Origin of the sequence: Burkholderia sp. Bp9143 (assembly GCF_003853645.1) — a bacterium.
GTDB lineage: Bacteria > Pseudomonadota > Gammaproteobacteria > Burkholderiales > Burkholderiaceae > Burkholderia.
This window is the reverse complement of sequence record NZ_QTPO01000011.1, coordinates 120389-145507: the sequence shown is the minus strand read 5'-3', so window position 1 is coordinate 145507 and position 25119 is coordinate 120389. Positions and strand designations below refer to the sequence as shown.

The 25119-nt window shown below is 68.0% G+C and carries 27 protein-coding genes; 14 read left to right on the top strand and 13 right to left on the bottom strand.

All coding sequences use genetic code 11. The annotated features are described in order from the left end of the window. Positions 1–65 precede the first annotated feature (65 nt). From DIE23_RS11055 to DIE23_RS11035, 5 genes are read right to left on the bottom strand one after another with little or no spacing between them, the layout of a single operon-like run. Positions 66–1106: a zinc-dependent alcohol dehydrogenase family protein gene (locus DIE23_RS11055; RefSeq protein WP_124612153.1), complete on the bottom strand. Its 1041-nt coding sequence runs from the start codon at positions 1104–1106 to the stop codon at positions 66–68. Further along, entirely contained in the window at positions 1103–2134 is a 1032-nt protein-coding gene (locus tag DIE23_RS11050; protein WP_124612152.1) for a bifunctional enoyl-CoA hydratase/phosphate acetyltransferase, read from the bottom strand. The genes DIE23_RS11055 and DIE23_RS11050 overlap by 4 nt, the downstream gene beginning before the upstream one ends. Continuing rightward, positions 2131–3951, bottom strand: coding sequence for an alpha/beta hydrolase (locus DIE23_RS11045; RefSeq protein WP_124612151.1), 1821 nt, complete (start codon positions 3949–3951; stop codon positions 2131–2133). The genes DIE23_RS11050 and DIE23_RS11045 overlap by 4 nt, the downstream gene beginning before the upstream one ends. Beyond that, the gene (locus DIE23_RS11040; protein ID WP_124612150.1) at positions 3948–4694 is read right to left on the bottom strand and encodes a beta-ketoacyl-ACP reductase; all 747 of its coding nucleotides are present in this window, start codon (positions 4692–4694) and stop codon (positions 3948–3950) included. The genes DIE23_RS11045 and DIE23_RS11040 overlap by 4 nt, the downstream gene beginning before the upstream one ends. Next, on the bottom strand, positions 4684–5205 hold the full coding sequence (locus DIE23_RS11035) for a hypothetical protein (RefSeq protein WP_124612149.1): 522 nt from the start codon (positions 5203–5205) through the stop codon (positions 4684–4686). Before DIE23_RS11035 ends, DIE23_RS11040 begins: the two co-directional genes overlap by 11 nt. 190 nt (positions 5206–5395) lie before the next feature. On the opposite strand from DIE23_RS11035, the gene DIE23_RS11030 reads away from it, so the two are divergent. The 4 genes from DIE23_RS11030 to DIE23_RS11015 all read left to right on the top strand — a co-directional run bounded on the left by DIE23_RS11030 (position 5396) and on the right by DIE23_RS11015 (position 8846). Next, positions 5396–6235 (top strand): universal stress protein, encoded by an 840-nt coding sequence (locus DIE23_RS11030; protein ID WP_124612148.1) that lies wholly within the window; start codon positions 5396–5398, stop codon positions 6233–6235. A gap of 8 nt (positions 6236–6243) precedes the next feature. Then, positions 6244–7443 carry an acetate/propionate family kinase gene (locus tag DIE23_RS11025; protein WP_124612147.1) on the top strand — a complete coding sequence of 400 codons (1200 nt, stop codon included), beginning with the start codon at positions 6244–6246 and terminating at the stop codon, positions 7441–7443. Positions 7444–7512: 69 nt separating this feature from the next. Further along, complete coding sequence (locus DIE23_RS11020; RefSeq protein ID WP_124612146.1) at positions 7513–8016, top strand: universal stress protein; 504 nt, start codon at positions 7513–7515, stop codon at positions 8014–8016. Then, the gene (locus DIE23_RS11015) at positions 8013–8846 is read left to right on the top strand and encodes a universal stress protein (protein ID WP_124612145.1); all 834 of its coding nucleotides are present in this window, start codon (positions 8013–8015) and stop codon (positions 8844–8846) included. The genes DIE23_RS11020 and DIE23_RS11015 overlap by 4 nt, the downstream gene beginning before the upstream one ends. A gap of 70 nt (positions 8847–8916) precedes the next feature. Here DIE23_RS11015 and DIE23_RS11010 read toward each other — a convergent pair whose 3' ends face one another. Beyond that, a complete protein-coding gene (locus DIE23_RS11010; protein ID WP_124612144.1) occupies positions 8917–9387 on the bottom strand; it encodes a universal stress protein in 471 nt (156 codons plus the stop codon). A gap of 251 nt (positions 9388–9638) precedes the next feature. On the opposite strand from DIE23_RS11010, the gene DIE23_RS11005 reads away from it, so the two are divergent. The 3 genes from DIE23_RS11005 (at position 9639) to fnr (ending at position 13491) form a co-directional block, all read left to right on the top strand. Beyond that, positions 9639–11639 (top strand): PAS domain S-box protein, encoded by a 2001-nt coding sequence (locus DIE23_RS11005; RefSeq protein WP_124612143.1) that lies wholly within the window; start codon positions 9639–9641, stop codon positions 11637–11639. Continuing rightward, a complete protein-coding gene (locus DIE23_RS11000; RefSeq protein WP_124612142.1) occupies positions 11636–12283 on the top strand; it encodes a response regulator transcription factor in 648 nt (215 codons plus the stop codon). Before DIE23_RS11005 ends, DIE23_RS11000 begins: the two co-directional genes overlap by 4 nt. A 434-nt stretch (positions 12284–12717) precedes the next feature. Beyond that, positions 12718–13491: a fumarate/nitrate reduction transcriptional regulator Fnr gene (gene fnr, locus DIE23_RS10995; RefSeq protein ID WP_124612141.1), complete on the top strand. Its 774-nt coding sequence runs from the start codon at positions 12718–12720 to the stop codon at positions 13489–13491. A gap of 25 nt (positions 13492–13516) precedes the next feature. On the opposite strand, the gene DIE23_RS10990 is transcribed toward fnr, so the two are convergent. Beyond that, a complete protein-coding gene (locus tag DIE23_RS10990; protein ID WP_124612140.1) occupies positions 13517–14506 on the bottom strand; it encodes a zinc-dependent alcohol dehydrogenase family protein in 990 nt (329 codons plus the stop codon). A 173-nt stretch (positions 14507–14679) separates the two neighbouring features. Between DIE23_RS10990 and DIE23_RS10985 the strand changes: the two genes are divergently transcribed. The 5 genes from DIE23_RS10985 (at position 14680) to DIE23_RS10965 (ending at position 19424) form a co-directional block, all read left to right on the top strand. Further along, positions 14680–15687 (top strand): Acg family FMN-binding oxidoreductase, encoded by a 1008-nt coding sequence (locus DIE23_RS10985; protein WP_124612139.1) that lies wholly within the window; start codon positions 14680–14682, stop codon positions 15685–15687. Positions 15688–15706: 19 nt separating this feature from the next. Continuing rightward, positions 15707–16042: a c-type cytochrome gene (locus tag DIE23_RS10980; protein ID WP_124612138.1), complete on the top strand. Its 336-nt coding sequence runs from the start codon at positions 15707–15709 to the stop codon at positions 16040–16042. Between the two features lie 22 nt (positions 16043–16064). After that, a complete protein-coding gene (locus DIE23_RS10975; protein ID WP_124612137.1) occupies positions 16065–17069 on the top strand; it encodes a TIGR00730 family Rossman fold protein in 1005 nt (334 codons plus the stop codon). Between the two features lie 202 nt (positions 17070–17271). Further along, complete coding sequence (locus tag DIE23_RS10970; protein WP_409364230.1) at positions 17272–17472, top strand: hypothetical protein; 201 nt, start codon at positions 17272–17274, stop codon at positions 17470–17472. Positions 17473–17666: 194 nt separating this feature from the next. Beyond that, positions 17667–19424, top strand: a complete 1758-nt coding sequence (locus DIE23_RS10965; protein WP_124612135.1) for a SulP family inorganic anion transporter — start codon at positions 17667–17669, stop codon at positions 19422–19424. An 80-nt stretch (positions 19425–19504) separates the two neighbouring features. On the opposite strand, the gene DIE23_RS10960 is transcribed toward DIE23_RS10965, so the two are convergent. After that, positions 19505–19744: a hypothetical protein gene (locus DIE23_RS10960; protein WP_124612134.1), complete on the bottom strand. Its 240-nt coding sequence runs from the start codon at positions 19742–19744 to the stop codon at positions 19505–19507. A 55-nt stretch (positions 19745–19799) separates the two neighbouring features. Continuing rightward, entirely contained in the window at positions 19800–20450 is a 651-nt protein-coding gene (locus DIE23_RS10955) for a BON domain-containing protein (protein WP_124612133.1), read from the bottom strand. Positions 20451–20680: 230 nt separating this feature from the next. Between DIE23_RS10955 and DIE23_RS10950 the strand changes: the two genes are divergently transcribed. After that, on the top strand, positions 20681–21346 hold the full coding sequence (locus tag DIE23_RS10950) for a nitroreductase family protein (RefSeq protein WP_124612132.1): 666 nt from the start codon (positions 20681–20683) through the stop codon (positions 21344–21346). A 104-nt stretch (positions 21347–21450) separates the two neighbouring features. On the opposite strand, the gene DIE23_RS10945 is transcribed toward DIE23_RS10950, so the two are convergent. The 3 genes from DIE23_RS10945 to DIE23_RS10935 form a co-directional block, all read right to left on the bottom strand. Then, the gene (locus tag DIE23_RS10945) at positions 21451–21885 is read right to left on the bottom strand and encodes an Hsp20/alpha crystallin family protein (protein WP_124612131.1); all 435 of its coding nucleotides are present in this window, start codon (positions 21883–21885) and stop codon (positions 21451–21453) included. A 179-nt stretch (positions 21886–22064) separates the two neighbouring features. Continuing rightward, entirely contained in the window at positions 22065–22340 is a 276-nt protein-coding gene (locus DIE23_RS10940) for a DUF1488 domain-containing protein (RefSeq protein WP_124612130.1), read from the bottom strand. A 34-nt stretch (positions 22341–22374) separates the two neighbouring features. Further along, positions 22375–22848, bottom strand: coding sequence for a universal stress protein (locus DIE23_RS10935; RefSeq protein WP_124612188.1), 474 nt, complete (start codon positions 22846–22848; stop codon positions 22375–22377). A 166-nt stretch (positions 22849–23014) separates the two neighbouring features. On the opposite strand from DIE23_RS10935, the gene DIE23_RS10930 reads away from it, so the two are divergent. After that, positions 23015–24067, top strand: a complete 1053-nt coding sequence (locus DIE23_RS10930; RefSeq protein ID WP_124612129.1) for an RNA-guided endonuclease TnpB family protein — start codon at positions 23015–23017, stop codon at positions 24065–24067. Between the two features lie 233 nt (positions 24068–24300). Here the strand turns inward: DIE23_RS10930 and DIE23_RS40125 are convergent, their stop codons facing one another. Further along, positions 24301–25014, bottom strand: coding sequence for a hypothetical protein (locus DIE23_RS40125; RefSeq protein ID WP_260436036.1), 714 nt, complete (start codon positions 25012–25014; stop codon positions 24301–24303). Between the last annotated feature and the right edge of the window lie 105 nt (positions 25015–25119).

Genomic DNA, 25119 nt, shown 5'->3' with positions numbered 1-25119 from the left:
GAATCGCCGAACCCGCGTGACGGGAGGCAGGCACGCCCTGGTCCCGTCACGCGCCGCCCGGCCAATCAGGCGACCTCGATGATCACCTTCAACGCATGGGTTTGCGCGGCACTCCCGAACGTGTCGTAAGCGCGTTCCACGTCGTCGAGCGAAAACCGGTGCGTGATCAGGCGCGCCGGATCCAGGCGCCCGGCGCGCACGGTCTTCAGCAGCATCGGCGTGCTGACCGTGTCGACGAGCCGCGTCGTGATCGCGATGTTTCGATCCCACAGCTTCTCGAGGTGCAGGTCGGCCTTGACGCCATGTACGCCGACGTTCGCGACCACGCCGCCGGGCGCCACGAGCGACGTGCACATCTCGAACGTCGCCGGAATCCCGACCGCTTCGATCGCGCAATCCACGCCGACGCCGTCGGTCAGCTTCATCACCTCCGCCACCGGATCGGCGCCGTGGCCGTCGAAGCAGTCGGTCGCGCCGAAGTGCCGCGCGACCTCGAGCCGATTGCTGTCCGGGTCGATCATGATGATCTGCGCCGGCGAGTAGAACTGCGCGGTCAGCAACGCGGCCAGCCCGATCGGGCCCGCGCCGACGATCGCCACCGAGCAGCCCGGCTGCACCTTGCCGTTCAGCACGCCGCATTCGAATCCGGTCGGCAGGATGTCGGACAGCATCACGAGTGCGTCCTCGTCCGCGCCGGCCGGAATCCGGTACAGGCTGGTCGGCGCATGCGGGATCCGCACGAACTCGGCCTGCGTGCCGTCGATCCGGTTGCCGAGAATCCAGCCGCCGGTCGTGCAGTGCGAATACAGCCCGCGGCGGCAGTACTCGCAGCGGCCGCACGACGAGATGCAGGAAATCAGCACGCGATCGCCCGGCTTCAGCGTGTCGACCGCGGCGCCGACCTGCTCGATGATGCCCACGCCTTCGTGGCCGAGAATGCGGCCCGGTTCGCAGCTGGGCACGTCGCCCTTGAGGATGTGCAGATCGGTGCCGCAGATCGTCGTGCGCGTCACGCGGACGATCGCGTCGGTCGGCGACTGCAGTTCCGGCATGGGCCGCCGTTCGAGCGCCTTGCGTCCCGGGCCCTGGTAGACGAGTGCTTTCATCGCGGTTCCTCCAGCGAAAGGGTGGCCTGTTCAACCATCGGGGCGGCGGCATGCCGGACTTGTGCCAGCAACACCGCCAGCGCACAGGAAGCGACCCGGACGGCGACGCCGTCGGCGCGGCTCGTCAGCACGATCGGGACGCGCGCGCCCACGACGACGCCCGCATTCGCGGCACCGCCGAGGTACTCGAGCTGCTTCGCGAGCATGTTGCCCGCTTCGATATCGGGCACGACCAGGATGTCGGCGCGGCCGGCAACCGGCGAGTCGATTCCCTTCTCGCGCGCGGCCCGCTGCGAGATCGCGTTGTCGAACGCGAGCGGGCCGTCGACGATCGCCCCCGTGATCTGGCCGCGCTCGGCCATCTTCGCGAGCGCCGCCGCGTCGAGCGTCGAACGCATCGCCGGATTGACGGTCTCGACCGCGCACAGCACGGCCACGCGCGGGCATGCGACGCCGAGCGCATGCGCGACGTCGATCGCGTTCTGCGTGATGGCCGCCTTCTGCGCAAGATCCGGTGCGATGTTCACCGCCGCGTCGGTCAGGATGAACGGCCGTGGATACGCCGGCGCCTCGATCAGGAAACAGTGCGACATGCGCTTGTCCGTGCGCAGGCCCGATTCCGCGGCGACGACCGCGCCCATCAGCTCGTCCGTATGCAGGCTGCCCTTCATCAGCGCCCCGACCCGGCCGGACGACGCGAGTTCGACCGCGCGGACCGCGGCCGCATGGCTGTGCGGTACGTCCTCGATCGTCCATTTCGTCAGATCGACACCCGCCTCGCCCGCCACGCGCAGCACCTTCGCGCGCGGCGCGACGATCAGCGGCGCGATCGATGCGCCCAGCGGCGACGCGTTGATCGCGGCAAGCGCGACGAGGCTGGCCGTGTCGCACGGATGGACGACGGCGACGGCAAGCGGCGGCGCATGGCACGCACGCGCGATCAGCTCGGGCAGCTCGCCGTCCGCACGCGGCAACAGGCCGGGCAGGCACGCGCCGCCGGGTGGGTCGGGAAGCAGGTTCCTGTTCATGGCTCGAGCACGTAGCTGCCGGGCGCCGCCGCGAAACCGGCGGCCGGCACGCGTGCCGGCACGTCGCCCGACGAATGCGCGTGCAGCCAGTCGCGCCAGCACGTCCACCACGATCCGTCGACCGCGGGCGTTTCGCTCACGAAGTCGTGCCGGCTGCGGTAAGGCGCGCCGGGCTCGCGCGTCGCGCAGCGATAGTGGCGTCCCGGATGCCCGGGCTCGGACACGATGCCGGCATTGTGGCCGCCCGACGTGAGCACGAAGGTCAGCGCGTGGTGCGTGAGCAGATGGAGCTTGTAGACCGAACGCCAGGGCGACACGTGATCGCGCTCGGTCCCGACCACGAAGGTCGGCACGTCGATATCCGACAGCGCGACCGGCCGCCCGTCGACGCAGTAGCGGCCGGCCGCGAGATCGTTGTCGAGAAAGAGCCGCGTCAGGTATTCCGTATGCATGCGATACGGCATGCGCGTGGTGTCCGCGTTCCACGACATCAGGTCGTTCGGCTTCGTGCGCGTGCCGAGCAGGTATTCGCTCATCATGCGCGACCAGATCAGGTCCCGCGCGTTCAGCAACTGGAACGCGGCGGACATTTGCGCGCCGTCCAGGTAGCCCTGCCGCCACATCAGTGCATCGAGCGCCGACAGTTCGCTGGCGTCGATGAAAAGACCGAGTTCACCGGGTTCGCTGAAATCGGTCTGGGCCGCCAGCAACGTGACGGACCGCAATGTCTCGTGCTGCCGCCCGTCGCGTGCGAGCGCCGCCGCGCCGATCGCCAGCAGCGTGCCGCCGAGGCAATAGCCGACCGCGTGGACGGCCTCGCCGCAGATCGACCGGGCGGCGTCGAGCGCCGCCATGCAGCCGTCGCGCAGATAATCGTCGAGCCCGCGCTCGCGCGCTTCCGCGCCGGGATTGCGCCACGACACGGCAAACACCGTGTAGCCGGAATCGACGAGGAAGCGGATCAGCGAATCGTGCGGCTGCAGGTCGAGGATGTAGTACTTCATGATCCACGACGGCACGATCAGGATCGGCTCGCGGGCGACGTCGGCCGTCGTCGGGTCGTATTGCAGCAACTCGCACAGCGCGTTGCGCCAGACGACGCGGCCCGGCGTGATCGCCACGTCGCGCCCGGGCAGATAGGTGCGCGTGTCGCGGGCCCGCGTGCCGCTCGTACGGTCGAGCAATGCGTTCGCGTCGTCCAGCCAGTGCCGGAAGCCGGCCGCGAGATTCGCGCCGCCGCTACGCATCGTCGCATCGAGCACGACCGGGTTGGTCGCCAGGAAATTGCCCGGCGAGCACGCGTCGAGCCACTGTCGCGCGACGAAGCCGACCAGTTCCTCATGATGCCGTTCGACGCCCGGCACGCCGCGCGTCGCGTCGCGCCACCAGCGCTGGATCGACAGGAAGCCGTCACGGTATACGTGAAACGGCCATCCGTCCCACGCGGGCGCGGCGAAGCGCGGATCGGCTTCCCCGGCGTGCACGGCCAGGCCGGTCGTGTCCGCCTCGTCGGCCTCGCCCTCGCGCCGGTTTGCCGCCGGTGCGACGGCAGCCAGCCACGCCTGCATCGCGAGTTCGAAGCATTTTCCCGGCGCCACCGCCAGATGCGCGCCCCAGTCGAGCATCGCCAGCGCCATCGACACGGGCGACAACCCGAAGGTCATCGCGGCCACGCTCGCATGCGCGGCGCGGTTCCACTGTTCGACGGGCGTCGTACGAACCGGCGCGCATTCGGTCGCGCCCGGCACCGGTTCGGCCGTGCGCGGCGGCCGCATCGATTCGCGCGCGAACGGTGTGCGGATGACGGTCGCTTTCATCGCATGTGCATGCCGCCGTTGACGTCGAATTCCGCACCGGTCGCGAATGCACCCGCGTCGGAGCAGAGGAAGGCGACGAGCTCGGCGATTTCGCCGGGATCGCCAAGACGACCGACCGGAATCTGCGGCAGGATCTTCGTGTCGAGCACCTCCTTCGGCACCGACTCGAGCATCGCGGTCGCCAGATAACCGGGCGCGACCGTGTTGACCGTCACGCCGTGGCGCGCGAGCTCGAGCGCCAGCGCCTTCGTGAAGCCATGGATGCCGGCCTTCGCGGCCGCGTAGTTCGCCTGCCCGTACGCGCCGCGCGAACCGTTCACCGAGCCGATGTTCACGATCCGTCCGAAGCCGGCTTCGATCATGCCGGGCACGAACGGCTTCGTCATGTTGAACATGCCGTCGAGGTTGGTGCGCAACACCGCATCCCACATGCTCTTGGTCATCTTCACGAAGGTGGCGTCGTGCGTGATGCCGGCGTTGTTGACGAGCACGTCGACGCGCCCGAACTCGGCCAGCACGCGTGCCGCGCAGTGCTGGCACGACTCGTAGTCGGCCACGTCGACCTCGAACGCATGGAACGTCCGGCCCGCCTCGCGTTCGTGCGTGAGCCACGTCGCGACGTGGTCGTTGCGTTCCGTATGCGACACCGCCACCGTCATGCCGGCCTCGTGCAGGCGCCGGCTGATCGCGGCGCCGAGGCCGCCCATTCCGCCCGTGACGAACGCGACACGCTCAGCGCGCATGGTCGTTCTCCCGTGCGTCGGTCGTGCCGTTCAGGCGCCGCGGCGCGACCGGCGCCCCGTCCTCGATCCCGCGCTCCAGTGCCGTCATCCAGTCGGCCCACGGCATGCTGGCCTCGTTGACCACGGCCAGCCGCTCCAGATCGGGCAGCCAGTCGATCTGATAACGCGACAGCGCGCCTGCGCCGTATTCGCGCAACCAGCTGCGCCAGGCTCCAGCGCTCTCGAATTGCGCACGCATGCACAGCTCGGCGGCATCCTGCCAGAGCGCGACGCTCGCGAGCGCATAGTCGCGCATCACCTGCCGGGTTGCGTCGCCGAAGGCCGTCCACTCGTTCGTATCCGCCAGCGCCTGCTGCAGCTGGCGCACCGCGACGCGGTCCCGCTCGATGCGCCGCCCTGCCAGCGCATGCCATTCGTGCTGCCAGTCGCGGTTCAGCGCGGCCGTGCGCAGCGCGAGATCGCAGCCCGCGCGGCAAACGTCATTCGGTGTCGTCAAAGCGTACGTGCTCATCGGCTTCCCTCCTTCGATCCGATCCATGGGTTGGCATCCCGCCTCTTGCCGCCTGCCCTTGACCGGCATCGCGACCGCTTCACTGTGCGGGCATCGCGCGCGGCAGCCGTTGATCTGAGTCAAGCGCGCGGAAACCCTGCTCCGTAGACTGGATGGCACTGGCGGATCACCCGTCGATGGAGCGATTCCGATGAGCTACAAGAGCATAGTCGTGCACCTCGATACGAGCGTCCGCGCGCATTCGCGCCTGGAACTCGCGTTGCGGCTCTCCCGGCGCTTCGGTGCGCATCTGACCGGCGTGTTCGCGGTCTACACGCCGGAACCGCACTCGTTCTACGTGATGGCCGGATCCGCGGATTACTTCCGTGAGCAACGCGAACAGCGCGACGAACGGCTCGCCGCGCTGGAACGCCTGTTCCATGCGGAGACGGCACGCGCGAAAGTGGCGGCAGCCTGGGTGCGTGCCGACGAGCGCGCGAACCTGGCCGTGCCGCACGCCGCACGTCTTGCCGACCTCGTGATTGCGGGCCAGAGCGACCCGAACGATCCCGAGACCTACATCGACGACCAGTTTCCGGAGAACCTCGTGTTGTCCGCCGGTCGCCCGGTGCTGTTCGTGCCGTACACCGGGGAATTCCCGTCGATCGGCGAACGGGTGTTCGTCGCCTGGGACGGAAGCCGGGAAGCCGCCCGCGCCGCGCATGACGCGATGCCCTTTCTCGAGCATGCAAAGCGCACGACGGTCGTCGCCGTGGTCGACGGCGACTCGGAAGCGGCGACCACGCGCATTCCGGCCGCCGATGCCGCGTTGATGCTGGCGCGCCATGCGCGCGACGTGACCGTGCTCGACATCGATACCGGTGCCGGCTCGACGATCGGCGACACGTTGCTGTCACGCGCGTATGAAACGGGTTCCGACCTGCTCGTGATGGGCGCCTACGGCCATCCGCGCTGGCGCGAGCTGGTGATGGGCGGCGCCACCCGGACGGTGCTGGCGTCGATGACGCTGCCGGTGCTGATGTCGCACTGAGCCGGCCGATGCGTACGCTCGCGCTGCTCGTCGTCAATGCCGGTTCGTCGAGCGTGAAGTTCGCCGTCTTTGCGTATCCGCCGCACGGCGATCCCGTGCGGCGGCCGCTGCACGACGGCGAAGCGGTCGCGACCGGCAACGGCGTGTCGATCCGCTTCGACGCCGAGCCGGGCGGTTCGCTGCCGCGGGTCGCGGGCGATCCCTACCGCGCCGTGCTGGCGCGGATCGCGACCTGGATCCGCGAGCAGCTGCCGCACATCACGCTCGGCGCGATCGCGCATCGCGTCGTGCACGGCGGCGCGCGGTACGTGGAGCCGGTGGTCGTCGACGACGACGTGCTCGACGCGCTTCGCACGCTGACGCCGCTGGCGCCATTGCATCAGCCGCACAGCCTGGACGCGATCGACGCGCTGCGCGACGCGTTTCCGGACGTCGCGCAAATCGCGGTGTTCGACACGGCGTTTCATCGCACGCTGCCGCGTGTCGAGCAACTGCTGCCCTTGCCGCATGCATGGTTCGACCAGGGCGTGCGTCGTTACGGGTTCCATGGGCTGTCTTACGAATACCTGGCCGTCGCGCTCGACGAGTCGTTCGGCGCGCGCGCGCACGGCCGCGTGATCGCCGCCCATCTCGGCAGCGGCGCAAGCCTGTGCGCGCTGCGCGACTGCCGCAGTGTCGCGACGACCATGGGCTTCTCCGCGCTCGACGGATTGATGATGAGCACCCGCTGCGGGACGCTCGATCCGGGCGTCGTCCTGCACCTGCTCGAGGTCGGGAAGCTATCGGGCGACGACCTGGGGCACCTGCTCTATCACGAGTCGGGGCTCAAGGGCGTGTCCGGCGCATCGGGCGATCCGCGCGTGCTGCTCGCGTGCGAGGCGGCCGGCGACACGCCGGCCCGCGATGCGCTGGCCCTGTACGTCCATCGCATCGTGCGCGAGACCGGTGCGCTGACCGCCCTGCTCGGCGGCCTCGACATGCTGGTCTTCACGGCCGGCATCGGCGAACACTCGGCGCAACTGCGTGCACGGATCTGTGCGTCGCTCGGCTGGCTCGGCATCGAACTCGACGCACATGCGAACGCCGACCACGCGCATGTCGTGTCGTCTGCGTCGAGCGCGGTCACGGTCGTCGTGGAGCCGACCAACGAAGCGTGGGTCGCCGCGCGCGCCGCGGTGCGCGTGCTGCGCGGCAACCGCGACGGTTGATCCAGATCAGCGCGATCGGCGCACATGCGCCGATGATGATTTCATCGACATCCGTTCTAGGGAAACACCATGTACTCGAACATTCTGGTTGCGCTCGACGGCAGCGACACGTCGTCCCGCGCACTCGACGCCGCGCTGGATCTCGCGTCGGAGACGGGTGCACGGCTGACCCCCGTCTACATCGTCGATTTCCTGGTGCCGGCCTACGATACCTACGGATACGATCCGTCGATCCTGATCGATGCTTTCCGCGAGGAAGGGCTGCGCGTCACGGAGGACGCGGCGAAGCGCATGAAGGCGCGCGACGTCGCCGGCACGCCGCAGATCTCCAATGTCGCGCCGACGGGTGAAGACGTCCCGCAACGCATCGTCCGTCTCGCCGGCGAGATCGGCGCCGACCTGATCGTGATGGGCACGCACGGCCGGCGCGGCTTTCAGCGCATCTTCCTCGGCAGCGTGGCCGAGCGCGTGCTGCGTCTTGCCTCGCGCCCGGTCCTGATGATTCCGGCGAGCTGCGCAGCGAAGGCGTCCGCCGAGACCACCGCGGCATCAACCGAAAAGGAGCCGTCATGAGCTACAAGACCCTGCTCGTCCATCTCGACGACAGCGAGCGCTGCAAGACACGCGTCGACCTCGCGCTCGAACTCGCGGGACGCTGGAACGCCCACCTGATCGGCCTCTACGTGGTCTGCCAGGATCTCTTCGAGCCGTTGCGGCGGCCTGACGAGCCACTCAAGCTGGCCGTCTATGAACGCCTGTGCGAACAGCGGCGCAAGGAAGCGGAAGAAAGGTTCCTGATCGCCGCCGAACGCGCCGGCCGCAGCGTCGAATGGCAGGCGCCGACCGGCAACGCGACCGAGGCCGCGGTCCTGCATGCGCGCCACGCCGATCTGCTGGTGCTCGGCCAGGAGGACCCCGACGACCGCCTGACCTACGTGGCGCGCCATTTCGTCGAGGATGTCGTGATGGGCAGCGGACGGCCGGCGCTCGTCGTGCCCTACGCGGGCGACGTGCGAACGATCGGCGAGAACGTGCTGATCGGCTGGGACGGCGGACGCGAGGCCGCGCGCGTGATGGCCGATGCGCTGCCGCTGCTCGCCCGCGCGCGCTTCGTCAACGTCGAGACGGTCTCCCGCGGGCAACCCGATCCGGACAAGACGCCGGCGGGCGTCGATGTCGCCGCGTATCTCGAACGTCACGGCATCCGCGCGTCGTTCTCCACCACGCCGCGCGCGCGGTCGGTGAGCGTGGGCGCGACGCTGCTGAACCGGGTGACCGACCTGCATGCGGATCTGCTGGTGATGGGCCTGTACAGTCATGCCCGCATGCACGAACGCGTGCTGGGCGGTGCGACGCGCACGATCCTCGAGACGATGACGGTGCCGGTCCTGCTGTCCCACTGAGCGCGTGAAAACGGGCAGCCGCCTGCGGCTGCCCGCTACGTGTGACTGTGACGCTCCTCCGTCACAACCTTCACAACATGCAGGCGCACGCGCCCGGCCCCTCCCGTACGACCAGCACCGGCCGGTCCGCGATGCGCACCAGCGATTCGGCGACGCTGCCGAGCAACGCCCGGTGCACGCCGCGACGTCCATGCGTGCCCATCACGATCAGGTCCGCATTGCATTCGGCGGCGGCACGCGCCAGCACGTCAGAAATGTCCTCTCCGCACGCGTCGATCGTTTGCGCGATGCCGCGCACGCCGGACAGCTGAAACGCCGTTTCCGCATCAGAAACCGCGATCGCGGCCCGGTCCGCGTCGAGTCCGGCCGGGTCGCGCTGGTCGATATAGCCGCTGTCGACGTCGGCCAGACGGGGCGCATCCGATACCACGCACATCGCGATGACCAGGCTGCCCGAATCGCGGGCGAGCGAAATCGCCTCGTCGAGCGCGAGCCGTGCGCCGCGGCTGCCGTCGAGTGCCGCGAAGATCCGTTGGTACATGATGCCTCCCTGCCGTCATCCGGATTCGATGGGTTCGTCAAGTCAGTCTGATCCCGGCGAACGCCTTTTCGTTGACACGGATCAAGCCCGCACGGCGGCGCCCGTACGCATCGGTCCCGATTGGCGAGCGTCGTTAAAACGCGCACAATCCGGGCAACATCGCAGTTCCGGCCCGCCCCGCTTTTCGTGCCTCGCGTCCGGCCCGCCGCCAGCCCGCCAGCCGCCGGCGAAATCCGTCAGGATGAACGGCAATGACAGTGAATGCGCCCTCCTTCGAGGCCGGGCCGGCTCCGCACCGGATCCGGCCCGCCCGATACGCAGCCATGGCCGCGCTGCTGACGCTGGCGCTGGGTCTGGCTGCAACGTTTGCGGCATCCCGGTTACTGCAGGAGGAGACCCGACAAGCCGCCCAGGCCAGGTTCGAGCAAACCGCGACGCTCGCGACCGCCGACCTCCGGCGCAGCCTGCTCGGCGCCGCTGCCGTATTGCGCGGCGCGCGGGGCTTCGCGGCGACACTGGCACCGCCGCAATCCGGGCCTGCGTGGCGCGGCTATCTCGCCAGTCTCGATCTGGACGGGTTGCAATCTCCCGTCCGCGGCCTCGGCAGAATCGAACCGAGCGCCGCCATCGACGATCAGTCGACCCGGCACGCGCTGCAGCGGGCGGTGGAAACCGGCAGGGTCGCGATGGCCGCGAACGCGTTCCAGGACAGCACCGACGCGTCGATCGCCCGGACGGAACTGACGCTGTACCTGGCGATTTATGCGGATGCTGAACACGGGGCGCGGTCCGGGCCACGGCACGCGAGCGCGACCGGATACGTTTACGCGTCGCTGAACCCGGACCGTCTCGTCAATGCGTCCGTACTCGACCGCCTGCGCATGGAAATCGTGGCCGACGATCCGGCGGCCCCGGTCTATTCAGGCGGCTTCGGCGGCGGCGACGCCGCCTCCGGCGCACGCGATACGTTCAGGCGAATCGATTCGCTGACCTTCGGCGGCATGCCGCTCTCGCTGCACTACACCGCGCCGCGCCCCGCCATGTCGGGCGCCGCGATGGCCGTGCTGCTGGCCGGCGTCGCACTGTCGCTGACGCTGGCCACGCTCGTGCGGCAGCTCGCCGCGAAGCGCGCGCGCGCCGATATCCACGCGGGCGACACCACCCCCACCGAGGCCCGGATGATGGGCATCATCCGGTCATCGATGGAGGCCATCATCACCGTCGACGAAAGCCAGACGATCGTCATCTTCAATCCGGCCGCCGAACAGGTGTTCGGCGTCTCCGCGATGGAGGCGGTCGGTGCGCCGCTGTCGCGCTTCATCCCCGAGCGCTTCCGCGCCGCGCATGCGCGGCACGTCGAGCAATTCGGCGTGACCGGCGTGTCGGAGCGCCAGATGGGGCGGCAACGCGTGCTGTTCGGCATGCGCGGCGACGGCACCGAGTTCCCGATCGAGGCGTCCATCTCGCAGATCCGCGACGGCACCGGCAAGCTGTACACGGTCATGCTGCGCGACGTCACCGAGCGGGTGCGGGCGGAAAACGCGCTCAAGCAGTCGCGCGAGGAACTGCGCGACCTGTCCGCCAACCTGCAGAACGTGCGGGAGGAAGAGAAAACGCGGATCGCGCGCGAATTGCACGACGACCTCGGCCAGCAGCTCACCGCGCTCAAGATGGATCTCTCCGCCGTCGAGCTGGGGCTCGCCGGCATCGTCGCCCCCAACACCGGCGTGCGCGAGCAACTGGGCGGCATGCACCACCTGATCGATTCGACCGTTGCGTCGGTTCGGCGCATCGCGGCCGATCTGCGGCCGGTGATGCTCGACGACCTGGGCCTCGTCCCGGCGATCGAATGGCTTGCAAACGATTTCACGCGCCGCTACCGGATCACGGTCGACCGCGACATCGCGCCCGTCGATACCGCGTTCACCGGCGCCGGCGCAACCACGCTGTTCCGCATCGTGCAGGAGGCGCTGACCAACGTCGCGCGGCACTCGGACGCGACGAACGTGACGCTGGCATTGAAAATGGAAGACGGTTATTGCATGCTGCGCATCGCGGACAACGGTCACGGCGCGCCGGAGAACCCCCGCGGCAATGTGCAGGACCGCCCGTCGTTCGGCCTGATCGGCATCCGCGAGCGCGCGCACATGCTCGACGGCACGGTGACGATCGACAACCGGCCGGGAACGGGATTCACGATCACCGTGGCGCTGCCGCTTCACGCCATCCAGCAAGGAGATGTGCATTCATGATCAGGGTACTCATCGCCGACGACCACGCCCTCGTCCGGGACGGCCTGCGGCACATCCTGCAGAACGCAAGTGGCTTCGAAGTCGTCGGCGAAGCGCAGGACAGTACTTCGACGATCGCGCTCATGCGCGACAAGGACGCGAACGTGCTCGTGCTCGACCTGTCGATGCCCGGCCGCAACGGCGTCGAACTCATCAAGCAGATCAAGGACGAGAAGCCGGCGTTGCATATCCTCGTGCTGACGATGCATGCCGAGCAGCAGTACGCGGTGCGTGCATTCCGCGCGGGGGCCTCGGGGTACATGACCAAGGAAAGCGCCAGCGCGGAACTGGTCGCGGCGCTCACCAAGATCGCCGCCGGCGGCGTCTACGTCAGCCTGACCATGGCCGAGCAATTCGCGCAGAGCCTGAACGAGCCGACCGATCTCCTGCCGCACCAGCGCCTGTCCGACCGCGAGTTCGACGTGTTCCGGCGCGTCACCAGCGGCGAGTCGATTTCCGAAATCGCGCAGGCGCTCTGCGTGAGCGTCAAGACCGTCAGCACCTACAAGACGCGGATCCTCGAAAAGATGCAGATGCCGAACGACACGGCGCTCGTGCGCTACGCGATGCGCCACAAGCTGTTCGACGACCCCGACGAGCTCTGACGGCGGGCGGCATCGGGCACGGTCGAGTCCCCGCCCCCGCCCGGATTTCCCGAACGCACCGGTGACGGCGGCCACGCCGGCACGGCGACGGCCCGCCCGCCATCCGGATCCGACGCACGCCCGCGCCGAGCGCGACAAGTTGCCGCGCCCCTGTAGGAAACCCCCTACAAGACTTCCCGCTCTCCTACCGCAAGTTCAATTCCGGCTGATTTTCTTGACGTCGCGCAACATCCATACTGCACATCAAGAAAAGCAAACAAGCGTGCCTCGTGGAGCAAGGGCAGCATCACCGTCGAGACCGGCGTATCGGTCTCCCTGCGCGTCCGATGAGGCTTTCCCGACACGAAGGCGGCAGAGACCAAGGCCGCCGGTACAACGGCCAGCGCGACCCCGCCCGACGGCGAGCCGCCGCTGTCCCCGAACTGGAGCCGATCATGCAGAGCAGTGCCGAAGTCTCGACGACCATGCCGTTACGCCCGTTCATCCCGCTGCATCCGGTCGAACCGGCGGATCAGCCCAAGCGCGCCGCGTCCCGCTGTTCGACGTGCGCATTGCGTACCGTCTGCCTGCCGCCCGATCTTTCGTCCGACGACTTCGCGCGCGTCGACGCGATGATCTGCACGACGCGCCACGTCAAGCGCGGCGAAACGCTGTTTCGCGCGGGCGACGCATTCAACAGCATCTATGCCGTGAGAACCGGCTCGTTCAAGACCATCGTGATGCATCGCGACGGCGACGAGCAGATCACCGGCTTCCAGATCGTCGGCGAGTCGCTCGGGCTCGACGGCGTGCACACCGGACACCACAACGGCGACGCGATCGCGCTCGAGGACAGCACGGTCTGCATCATCCCGTTCGGCCAGCTCGAGCAGATGTGCCGCGAAGTGCGGCCGTTGCAGCATCACGTGTACCAGATGATGAGCGGCGAGATCGTGCGCGAATCCACGCAGATGCTGCTGCTCGGCACGATGACCGCCGAGCAGCGCGTGGCCGCGTTCCTGCTGAATCTTTCCGCACGCTTCAAGGCGCGCGGCTACTCGGCCGCGGAATTCGTGCTGCGGATGACGCGCGACGAAATCGGCGAATATCTCGGGATGAAGCTCGAGACGGTCAGCCGCATGCTGTCGAAGTTCCAGCACAAGGGGCTCGTCGCGGCGCAGGGAAAGCAGATCCGGATCGTCGATTCGGAAGGCCTGCGGCAGATCTGACCGCGCCGCTCATCCGTCGAGCCGATCAACTGCGCATGCCCAGCACGGCGGCGCCCGACACGCGCCCGCCGCGCAAGTCGTCGAGTGCGCGGTTCGCATCGGCCAGCGCGTAGCGCACGGCCTCGACCCGCAACGGCATCGCGGCCGCGATCCGCATGAACTCGACCGCATCCGCACGCGTCAGGTTGGCCACCGACGCGATGCGGCGCTCGCCCCACAGCCACGCGTACGGAAAGCCCGGGATGTCGCTCATGTGAATGCCGCCGCACACGACGATCCCGCCTTTGTCGAGCGCGCGCAACGCGGCCGGCACCAGCGCACCCACCGGCGCGAAAATCAGCGCGGCATCGAGCGGCTCGGGCGGCGCTTCGTCGCTGCCGCCCGCCCATGCGGCGCCCAGTGACAGCGCGAGCTGCTGCGCCACCGTATCGCCGGGCTTCGTCAACGCAAACACCTTGCGTCCTTCGCCATGCGCGACCTGCGCGACGAGATGCGCCGCGGCGCCGAAACCGTAGATGCCGACGCGGCGCGCGTCGCCCGCCATGCGCAGGGTTCGATAGCCGATCAGCCCGGCGCACAGCAGCGGCGCGGCTTCCAGATCGGAATAGCGCTGCGGCAGATGCACGCAATACCGATGGTCGGCGACCGCGCACTCGGCATAGCCGCCGTCGATCGTATAACCGGTGAATCCCGGGCTGTCGCACAGGTTTTCGCGGCCGGCTCTGCAATACGCGCAATGCCCGCATGTCGAGCCGAGCCAGGGCACGCCCACCCGGTCGCCGACGGCGAAGCCCGTCACGCCTTCGCCCAGCCGGCGCACCGTTCCGACGATCTCATGCCCCGGAATCAGCGGCAGCTTCGGGTGCGCGAGCTCGCCGTCGACGACGTGGAGATCGGTCCGGCACACGCCGCACGCATGGATGTCGATCAGGAGCTGGCCCGCCACGGGCGACGGATCCGGCACGCGCGCCTCGCGCAAATGCGGTGTCGTGCCGTCAAACATCATCGCAAGCATGCTCGCCTCCCCGCGCGATCGTCTTCGCGCGCTTTGCCTTCCAAGGCTACGCGTCAGTCACAGCGTGCGTTCGGCCCGATGACTCGCGCTTGATGTGGGTCAACGGCCACCGAACGGTTGCTGACACGATGAAGTGGCGTTGCGCCGCCGGAGCGGCGACCTGGAGATGATCGATGATATCCGTTCCCCCGCTTGCCGCAAGCACCCGTCCCGACCATGATCTGAGGTCGCTGCTGGGCTACGCGGTGCTGGCTCCGTCCAGCCACAATTCCCAGCCGTGGCGCTTCCTGGTCAACGGCGCCACGATCTCGGTGTGCGCCGACCGCGTTCGCGCGTTGCCCGTGATCGACCCGTTCGATCGCGAGCTGATCATCAGTTGCGGGGCGGCGTTGCTCAATCTGCGTGTCGCGCTCAATCATGCCGGGCTCGCGCACACGATCAGCACGTTTCCTTCCGAAGTCGACCCCGATCTCCTGGCGCAGGTGCGGATCTGCGACGACGGCTATTCCGACGCATCCCTCGGCACGCTGTTCGATGCGATTCCGGACCGCGTCACCACTCGCGCACCGTTCGAATCGACGGCTGTTCCGGACGAGATCCAGCAAGAACTGATCGCAGCCGGCGTCGCGGAAGGCGCCGACGTCGCATGCGTCGATTCGATCGCGCATCGTGCACGCGTCGCCGAGCTGGTCGCGGAGGCCGATCGTCAGCAGTTCGCGGACCCGCGCTTCCGGCGCGAACTGGCGAGCTGGATCGATCCGCGCCGGCACGACGACGGCATGCCGGCATTCGCGGCCGGCGTGCCGACGCTGCTGGACTTCGCGGCACCGGTCGTGACGATGGCGGTACGGACCTTCGATCTCGGCAACGGGCTGGCCGCGCTGCATCACCAGCTCGTCGGCGCATCGCCGCTGATCGTGTGCATCGCGACCGTGCGCGACGATCGCGAAGCCTGGCTCGCCACCGGCCAGGCGCTGGAGCGGATCCTGCTCGTCGCGACGCGCGCCGGTTATACCGCGTCTTACCTGAACCAGCCGATCGAGACGGCCGGGCTGCGCGCCCATCTGTGCCATATGCTCGGGCTGCGCGGCGAGCCGCAGTTGCTGCTGCGGGTCGGGCGCGGTCCGCACACGCCGCATTCGCCGCGTCGCCCGCTCGACGACGTGATCTCCTTCTCCTGATCCCGACGAGGAAACGAACATGAGCATCATGCGTTGCGCCGCCCTCTGCGTGATTGCCGTGACGGCCGGCACGGCCGCCGCGCAAACGACCGTGCCCGAGCCGACCGAACTCGTCAATGCGCAGCACTGCATGTTCTGCCATACGCCCGACGTGACGTTCCTCGGGCCGTCATTCCACGAGATCGCGGAACGGTACCGCGGCGATCCGAAAGCCGCCGCGGAACTGGAACGCAAGCTGCGCGTCGGCGGCCGCGTGCACTGGGGCGACACGCCGATGCCGTCGGCGGTCGATCGCGGTGGGCCGCTGTCCCGCGACGACGCGCATCGGCTCGTGCAATGGGTGTTGAGCCAGTAACCGGCGCTCGGCCCTTCCGTTCATGTCGACCATCGTCAAACGCATTTCCACGGGTGTCGCGAAGGGCCGCGCACGCCCCCGAACCGTATCCGGCGCGTCGGCGGCAAAGACACGCGGCAAGCGGCTGCGGACACGGCCGGATGCAATCGTCGCCGACGACGGCACCCGGCGCATCCCGCGTCGCACAGGGCGCGTCGTCAAGCGCCCGAACCGCCCCGCTGTCGCTGACGACGCGACGCTGCTGCAGCGCCCGAGCATGCGGGGCATCCGGCTGCAACTGGACTACTGGAAAGCCGAGGAGCGCCTGCAGATCGAACGCATCGGCCATGCGGTCGTGATCTACGGCAGCACGCGCATCGCCGCGCCGTCCGTCGCGAATGCACGGCTGGACGAAGCGAATCGGCTGCTCGCGGAGCGTCCGCACGACGCGGGCCGGCGCCGCGCCGTCGCGGTCGCCAGCCGGCTCGTCGAGCACAGCGTGTATTACCGCGTCGCGCGCGAATTCGGGCGCATCGTCGCGCATGCCGACCGATGCACGCGCACCGCGCGGCTCGCGATCGTGACCGGCGGCGGCCCCGGCATCATGGAAGCCGCCAACCGCGGCGCCTACGAGCGCGGCGCACCGAGCATCGGCTTCAATATCGAGCTGCCGCGCGAACAGGCGCCGAATCCGTACATCACGCCGGATCTCTGCTTCCGGTTTCACTACTTCGCGATCCGCAAGCTGCACCTGCTCGAGCGCGCGAAGGCGGCGGTATTTTTTCCCGGCGGCTACGGCACGTTCGACGAGCTGTTCGAGGTGCTGACGCTGCTGCAGACGCGCAAGATCGCGCCGTTGCCGGTCATCCTCGTCGGCGAGGCGTATTGGCGCCGCGCCGTCGACCTGCCGTTTCTCGCGGACGAAGGGATGATCGACCGCCGCGATCTCGAACTGTTCACGTATTGCGAATCCGCGGCCGAGATCTGGCACGCGATCGGAAGCTGGTATGCCCGCCGTCGGGAACGTGCGCCGGCACGCTGCGGCTAATCTCCTCTTCGACGTCCCGCGCCGTGTAGGAATCCGCCGACGTAACGGTCGCGATTCCTACCTCGACTTCGGGACACGCTGATTGAACCGGGGGCGCGCGGCAACGATACTGAAATCACGGATACCGGCAGCCCGGCACACCGATCGCAAAACAACCAGGAGAGACGCCATGTCACACGCCGACTATCGTTCCGATTCGGGGATGCGGGCCGCCACGTCCGACACGTCCGACACCGCCGCGCTCGATACGATCGCACTCGTCGCACTCGCCCGAGACGCCGGCATGCTGGTGACACTCGACGGGCAGATCGGGCGCGAGCGGTACGAAAGCGTGACGGGATCGATCGCCACGCTGGCCCGCTTCGCCCAGGCGCTGCAACTGGCGGGGATCAAGGCCGCGTGAAGCTGAAGCGGCGTGCGGCCGTGTCGGGACACCGCGCCGGCATCCGGTGCGCCGGCATCGCCGCGGCATTTGACGCCACGGTCACGCTCGTAACACCATTCGTACCTCTGTCGATACCGACCGCATCCCGATGAACTCGCGCTCGCCGGACCAGGCCCCGTTTTTTGCCTGGATTGCGCCCGGATGACGATGCGATGAACGCGCCCCTTTCCGGACGGATCGTCCGCATGCTCCCGGGCGTCGCGCTGCTCGCGAACTACCGGCGCGCATGGCTGTCGCGCGACCTGTACGCAGGCATCGCGCTGTCCGCCGTGCTGGTGCCGGTCGGCATGAGCTACGCGCAGGCGGCCGGTCTGCCCGCCATCACCGGGCTCTATGCGTCGATCGCCGCGTTGCTCGCCTATGCGCTGCTCGGCCCGAGCCGGATCCTCGTCCTCGGCCCCGATTCCGCGCTCGCGGCACTGATCGCGGGCGCCATCGCCCCGCTCGCCGGCCACGACCCGCAGCGCGCGATCGCGCTGTCCGGCGCGCTGGCACTGTCGGCGGGAACGATCTGCATCCTGCTCGGTGCGCTCGGCCTCGGCTTCGTCACCGATCTGCTGTCGCGCCCGATCCAGTACGGTTACCTGAACGGCATCGCCATCGCGCTCGCGGTCGGGCGGCTGCCCGAACTGCTCGGCATGCCGGTATCGGGTGGCGACGTGTTTTCCAGCATCCCGCGTATCGTGCATGCGCTCGTCGACGGCCGTTTTTCCAGCGCTGCCGGTCTGCTCGGCGTCGCCGCGCTCGCGGCCATTTTCCTGATGAAACGCGTGACACCGCGCTGGCCCGGCGTATTGATCGCCGTGCTGGCGGCCACGCTCGTCGCCCGCCTACCGCCCTGGCACGGGATCGCGACGGTCGGCGCGTTGCCGGCCGGCATGCCCGCCCCGCAGCTTCCGGTCGTCTCGCTCGCCGACGTGAGCGCACTCGCGTCCGGCGCGATCGCCGTTGCGCTGGTGTCGTTCGCCGACATCAGCATGCTGTCGCGCGCGCTGTCCGCCCGCGCAGGCGATGCGCCGGACCGCAACCAGGAGCTGATCGCATTGGGTGCCGCCAACCTGCTGGCCGGCGTGACGCGTGGCTGCGCGGTCAGCAGCAGCGCGTCGCGCACGCCGGTCGCGATCGCCGCCGGCGCGCAAAGCCAGGTCACGAATGTCGTCGCGGCCGCGTGCATCGCGATACTGCTCATCGCCGCGCCGGCGCTGCTGACCTTCGTCCCGCGCACGGCGCTGGCCGCGGTCGTGATCTACGCGGCGTTCGGCATCGCCGACGTCCGCAGCGTCGTGCGGCTGTACCGGATGCGCCGCGGAGAATGCCTGATTTCCGTGCTGTGCTTCGCCGGCGTGATCGGCATGGGCGTCGTGCCCGGCATCCTGCTCGCCAGCGCGCTGTCGCTGCTGTCGTTCGTCTGGCGGGCCTGGCATCCGTACGACGCGGTGCTGGGCCGGCTGACGGGCGTGCGCGGCTATCACGACGTCGCGCGGCATCCGGACGCGGCGCAAACGCCCGGGCTCGTGCTGTTCCGCTGGGACGCGCCGCTCTTCTATGCGAACGTCGAGATCTTCTGCGAGCATCTGGATGCCGCGATCGCACGATCGGCGGGCCCGGTCACGCGCATCGTGGTCGCGGCCGAGCCCGTCACCGACATCGACGTGAGCGCCGCGGATCGGCTCGTGGCACTGCACGAGGAGTTCGGGAAGCGAGGCATCGCATTGAATTTCGCGGAGATGAAGGGGCCCGTGAAGGATCGCCTGCGCGCCTACGGCTTGTTCGACGTATTCGGCGCCGCCAGTTTCTTTCCGACCGTGACCGATGCGGTTGCCAATCATGTCCGGCGGCCGCGCCGGCATACGCGTGCGTGCAAGAGACGGCGCGTCCAGCGCCGCCGCGTCTCGCACAAGACGAGATAGACGACCGGCGCGCGAATCGATGCGTCGCGCGACGGCACCGACGCGGCGACCGACGCGCCCCGCCCGCGACACCCGCCGGTTCAGACCGTGAAGGTGTCCGACTTCTTCATCTCGATCCACGTCATCCCAATGCGCAGCCCGTCGATCGCGGCCTCGCGCTCGGTTGCATGGGTTCTGCAGTGCGCGAACGTCCGCTCGCAGACGCCATCCGGCGACGCGAGCGTGACGTGGATCCGGCAACGAAAGCCGCCTGGTTCGGCCGCGACCGTCTCGATCGCGACCGACCAGTCCGCTTCGTGCAGTTCGCCTGACAGTGTCATCTGGCTTTCCTCCTGGCGCCCCGCGAGCTGCGTATCCGCCGGACGCCCGCCGGCTTCACTCGACGACCAGGTCGTCGACGACCGCGCGCACGCCTCGCGCCGACCACGCGGCACCGCGCACGGCCTTGCGCTCGGAAAACGAGCCGACCTTGCCGGACAACCGCACGGTGCCGTCGTGCACGTCGATCGCGATGTGCTTCGCTTCGCGCTCCGCGTGACGCATGATCGCGCGCTTGATGTTGCTGCCGATGTCGTCGGCGCCGACCGTCCCCTGCACCGCGATGTGGTCGGTCACGCCGGTCACGCTGCGCATCTGCGAGATCGACCGCACGGCCAGATGGCTCTGGTACGCCCAGTCGACCTTGCCGGACAGCGTGATCCAGCCGCGCTCGACCTGCACCTTGACCGCATCGTCGTGCAGACCGACCGTCCAGTGCAGGACCGAGCGCACCGCTTTCGCGATGTCCTCGTCGGTGCGCACGTCGTCGTCCGGCAGATGCACGGTCATGTCGACGACGAGCGCCTTGACGCCGCCCACGCGGTTCGCCGCGCGCTCGATCGCCAGCTTCTCCGCATAGCTCGGCGGGTGCCCCGAAAGCGTCACGATCCGGTCGGTGACCTCGACACCGATGCGTGTCGAATCGATCGACGGGTCGGACTCCAGTTCATCCTGAACGTCCTGCTTCAACTGCTTGTCGGTTTTCATCGTCTGCTCTCCTGTGAGCCGCGGCGCGCCTGTTCGCCGCACACAAGCAGAGTTGCACACGCGCGGCCCCCGATCGCTGATGCAGGTCAACGGATGCCTCGCGCCGCACGGCGTGACCGGTCGATGCGTCGCTTGACGGAGGTCAACCCGATGCGGCCCGGCCGCCTTATCGTGAGATCGCCGATGCGCGACGTTCCAGGCACGCGCGGTCACGCTTCAAGGAGACTCGAATGACCGAACAGCAACTGCTGACCTATTCGCCGGCGCCCGCGGCGCAGCCGGTGTCGCCCGAGGGCGAGTCGCCGCCGATCGTCGACCTGCCGCGCCCGATGCTCGACACCGGCGTGCCGTTGATGGCGGCGCTCGCGACCCGGATGAGTTCCCGCGAATTCGCCGCCACGCCGCTGCCGCCCGCGACGCTCGGCACGATCCTGTGGGCGGCGGACGGCATCAACCGGCCGGCAAGCGGCGGCCGTACCGCGCCGTCCGCGCACGCATTCAATGAAATCGACATCTACGTCGCGCTGCCGTACGGCGTCTATCGTTACGATGCGCCCGCGCACCGGCTCGTGCTGAAGCATGCGGTCGATGCGCGCAACCTGACCGGCTATCAGGACTTCGTCGGCCGTGCGCCGCTGGATCTCGTCTACGTCGTCCGGACTGCCGCGATACTCGACATGCCGCCGCAACAACGCGACGTGTTCTCGGCAATCGCGGCCGGCGCCATCGCGCAGAACGTCTCGCTGTACTGCGCGGCGGCCGGCCTCGGCACGGTCGTGCGCGGCTGGATCAATCACCGCACGCTCGCCGACGCATTGCGGCTGAACGAGGACGAGTTGCCGATCCTCGCGCAGACGGTCGGCTATCGGATCGGCGGTACGCCGTCGCATGCGTAGGCGCACATGCGGCCGCTTCAACGAAACGGCGCGCGGATCACTCCGCGCGCCGGCTCCTCATGGTGGGCGATGCGTGTCGGCATCGCCCGCTGCCTGTCACCCGATCAGCTGATCGTGAGCTTCTTCTGCCCGACCGGCGCCTTCTTCGGCAACGTCAGCGACAGCACGCCATCCTGATACGTCGCCGTCGCGTTCGCGTCGTCGATGTCGCCCGACAGCGAGAACGAGCGGCTGATCGCACCGCTGTAGCGCTCGCGCCGGATCACGCGCTCGCCGTCCTTCTGCTCGCTGTTGCGCTCGATCTTCGCGTTGATCGATACGGTATTTCCCGTGACCTGGACGTCGATGTCGTCCTTGGCGACGCCGGGCAGTTCCGCGTTGACCGTATACGCCTTGTCGTTTTCGGTGACGTCGATCTTCATCGACGCAAGATTGGGTTCGTCGGCCAGCGCCATGCCGCGCAGCGGCCTGAACAGCCCCTGGAACAGGTCGGAAACGGGTTCGATCGAAAAAGGATCGTAACGCGTCATGTTGCTCATGGTTCGTACTCCTTCGATAGTTGACGTGCGGCCGTCGCCTTCGTCCCGACGGCATCGGCCGCAATGAAGATCGGATGGCGCGACGCCGCAGGCCGCGCAAGGGACGAGTGATCTTTCGAAAATCCAGCGTACGCGCCCGCCCAGGCACGCGCTTGATGCGCGTCAAGGGCGGAGGCCGCTCACGTGCAGAATCGGAAATAGCCGCTGTGAAGCAGGATCGGCCGCCCGCCGACTTCCTCGAGCAGGCAGCGCGCCGCCCGTTCGATGGCGGGACGATGGCGCGCAAACGCGTCGACGAGATCCTGCTCGCGAGGCGACGCCGCGCGGAAGTGATCTTCCAGCGCGGCTGCGGTGATCGCGCAGTGCACGCGGCGGCCTTCGACGAGGGCCGGAAAGCTCAGCGCGGGGTCGACGCCGTAATACGTCGGATGTTCGGAAGGAAACGAGATCTGCATGATGATCACCTGGGCAGGTGGCATGGCAGCGACGCTAGGCCGCCGCGACGGTAGCGTGCGCGGCATCGTCGTCGCGCACGAGCAGGACCGGGCAACTCGAGGTGCGCAGGAAGCGTTCGGCGACACTGCCGAGCACCAGCCGCCGGACACCGCGTCGACCGTGCGTGCCGACCACGGCCAGATCGATCGCATGGTCGACGACGTATTGCTGCAGGCGCTCCGCGACGTCCTGACCGTAATCGGTCTCGATGATTTCCGTCTCGCCATTGACTGACGCGTGCGAGATCGTCCGGTCGGCATCCCGCAGGATCGCCGCGCCATGGCGCCGGATCTCGTCGAGCAAGGCTTCGGGTTCCATGCGGCCGCCGTAAACGAACAGGGTCGATTTGTCGACGACGAAAACGGCGAACAGCCGGGCACCGCACAGCCTCGCCATCCTGAGGCCTTCGTCGAGCGCCTTTTTCGCGGAAGGACTGCCGTCCATTGCGACCATGATATTCGTGTACATGCGAACCTCGCGGAATGAGCGGACGCGCTTGCGGCGTCCGGATTCATCAGAATTTGCTCCGAGAAACCCCGCCATTTCCCCCAAGGGGACTTCCTTCGGGGCGAATGGCGGGAAGGAAAGGAGTGCTGTTGACAGGCAGCTTCTTCCACGGGTTAGGATCACCAGCATGATCCTTGTCTACCGCTACCGGGTGAAGTCGCTCAACGGACTGCTTAACAAGCAAAGCCGCGCGGTGAACTACGTCTGGAACTTCTGCAACGACACGCAGAAGCACGCGCTCAAGTGGCTCAAGAAATGGCCGTCGGGTTTCGACTTGAACGTGCTGACGACCGGCAGCAGCAAGGCGCTCGGCATTCATTCCGGCACGGTCAACGCCACGTGCGAGCAATACGCGAAGTCGCGCAGTCAGTGCCGCCGATCCTACCTGCGCTATCGCGGCAGGAAATCGCTGGGCTGGGTGCCGCTGAAGGGCCGTGACCTGAAGCGCGAGGGCGATGCGTTTCGCTTTGGTGGCAACGCCTTTCGCGTATTCAATAGCCGACCGCTTCCCGACGGAAAGATCAAGGACGGAACCAACTTTGCGCAGGATGCGCGCGGCAACTGGTTTCTCAACATCGTGATCGAGATGCCTGATGTTCAGGCACGCCCGATCCGTTCGGGTGTCGGTATCGATCTCGGCCTGAAAGACTTCGCCACACTTTCGACCGGCGAGAAGCTGCCTAACGATCGGTTCGGTCGGCGCGCGGCCGAGAAGCTCGCGAAAGCGCAACGGGCGCGAAAGCACAAGCGGCATATCGCGAAGTTGCACGCCAAGGTCGCGAATGCCCGTGCCGATTCCCAGCACAAGCTCGCGCTCGATCTGGTCCGTCGCTTCGATTACATCGCGGTCGGCAACGTGTCGGCCGCGAAGCTCGCCAGAACCAGGATGGCGAAGAGCGTCTACGACGCATCCTGGTCGTCCTTTCGAAACAAGCTCCGTTACAAGGCGATCGCGCACGGAGCCACGTTCGAGGAAGTCGACGAAAGCGGTTCCACCCAGTCCTGTTCGGCGTGCGGGTCGAAAGACAGCACGACGCGGCCGAAAGGCATCGCAGGATTGCGAGTAAGAGAGTGGGCCTGCAGTGACTGTGGTGTCGTGCATGATCGTGATACCAATGCTGCTCTGAACATTCTCCGATGCGGACGTGCATCGCCAGGTGTGGGAATCCTCCGCCTTTAGGCGCGGAGGAGGACGTCAATTCCATCATCGGCACTCGGCGCAAGCCCGCGTTGACCAAGGTCAACGGTTTGAAACCACATCGAAATCGGCCGCGACCATACGGGCGGCCAGAGCCGCATGCCGGCCGAAGTCGTCTGCCGTCTGCCGTCTGCCGTTTGCCGTCTGCCATTGCCCCGGATCCGGGCATCCACGACATGAGAGGCCGCGTTGTCGCGGTGCGGCGGCATTCGCCGCTAACGGGGCGGGTTCTCGTACGACTGAAAACCGTTCCCTATCTCGAGGATTTTCCTGGCGCACGCATCGTATTGCCACCCCGGCCCGCCATTGCTGTCGTACATGCCCTTGCACATCACCTTGAGCCGGATCACCGCGCCGCCGTCGCCCGATGCCGCGCGCAATGCCCAGAGATAGACTGCGCCCGCGAGATACGGTTGCGCCGTTTCGATCCGGTCGGCACTCGCTCGCGTGATTCGGGTCGACGAATGGGCTTCGACATAGCGCCGCGTGCGACTCCACGCACGATCGCATTCCGACGGTGTCGAGCACTGCAGCGATGCTGCCTGACGCATCGCAAGCAGTTGCGTTTCCGTCGTCCTGAATGTTCCGGCCCGCTCTGGCCCCGCACATGCGCCCAATGCAAGCAGCACGCCGATCATCAATGCCCGTTGTTTCATCGTGAATGCCTCGTCGGGCCGTGAGTTCCGCCCGCAATCGAGCGACATGACCGCGCCCGGCGCCAATCCCGCCATCGCGCGGCGCGCATGCCGCATGCCGCGCGCTGTCACGCCTTCACGGGTGATGGAACCGACTGTATTGCCGCACTCGCGAACGCGGTTGACCTGCGTCAAGCGTCCTCTTGCGTGGCAGGCTTGACGCGTATCAAGTCGGCACGCGCGCTGCTCGGCTGCAATGGAGTCCGTCGAGCGGTGATGCTTGGCTTGCCCCACCGGTCCGGCAAAATCGAGCAGACGAGAACGTGCCGTTCTCGTGCGAACCCAACCCGCGGGGCGCGGCAACGAGGACGCGCGCCCCGCCACACCGATCCGTCCATC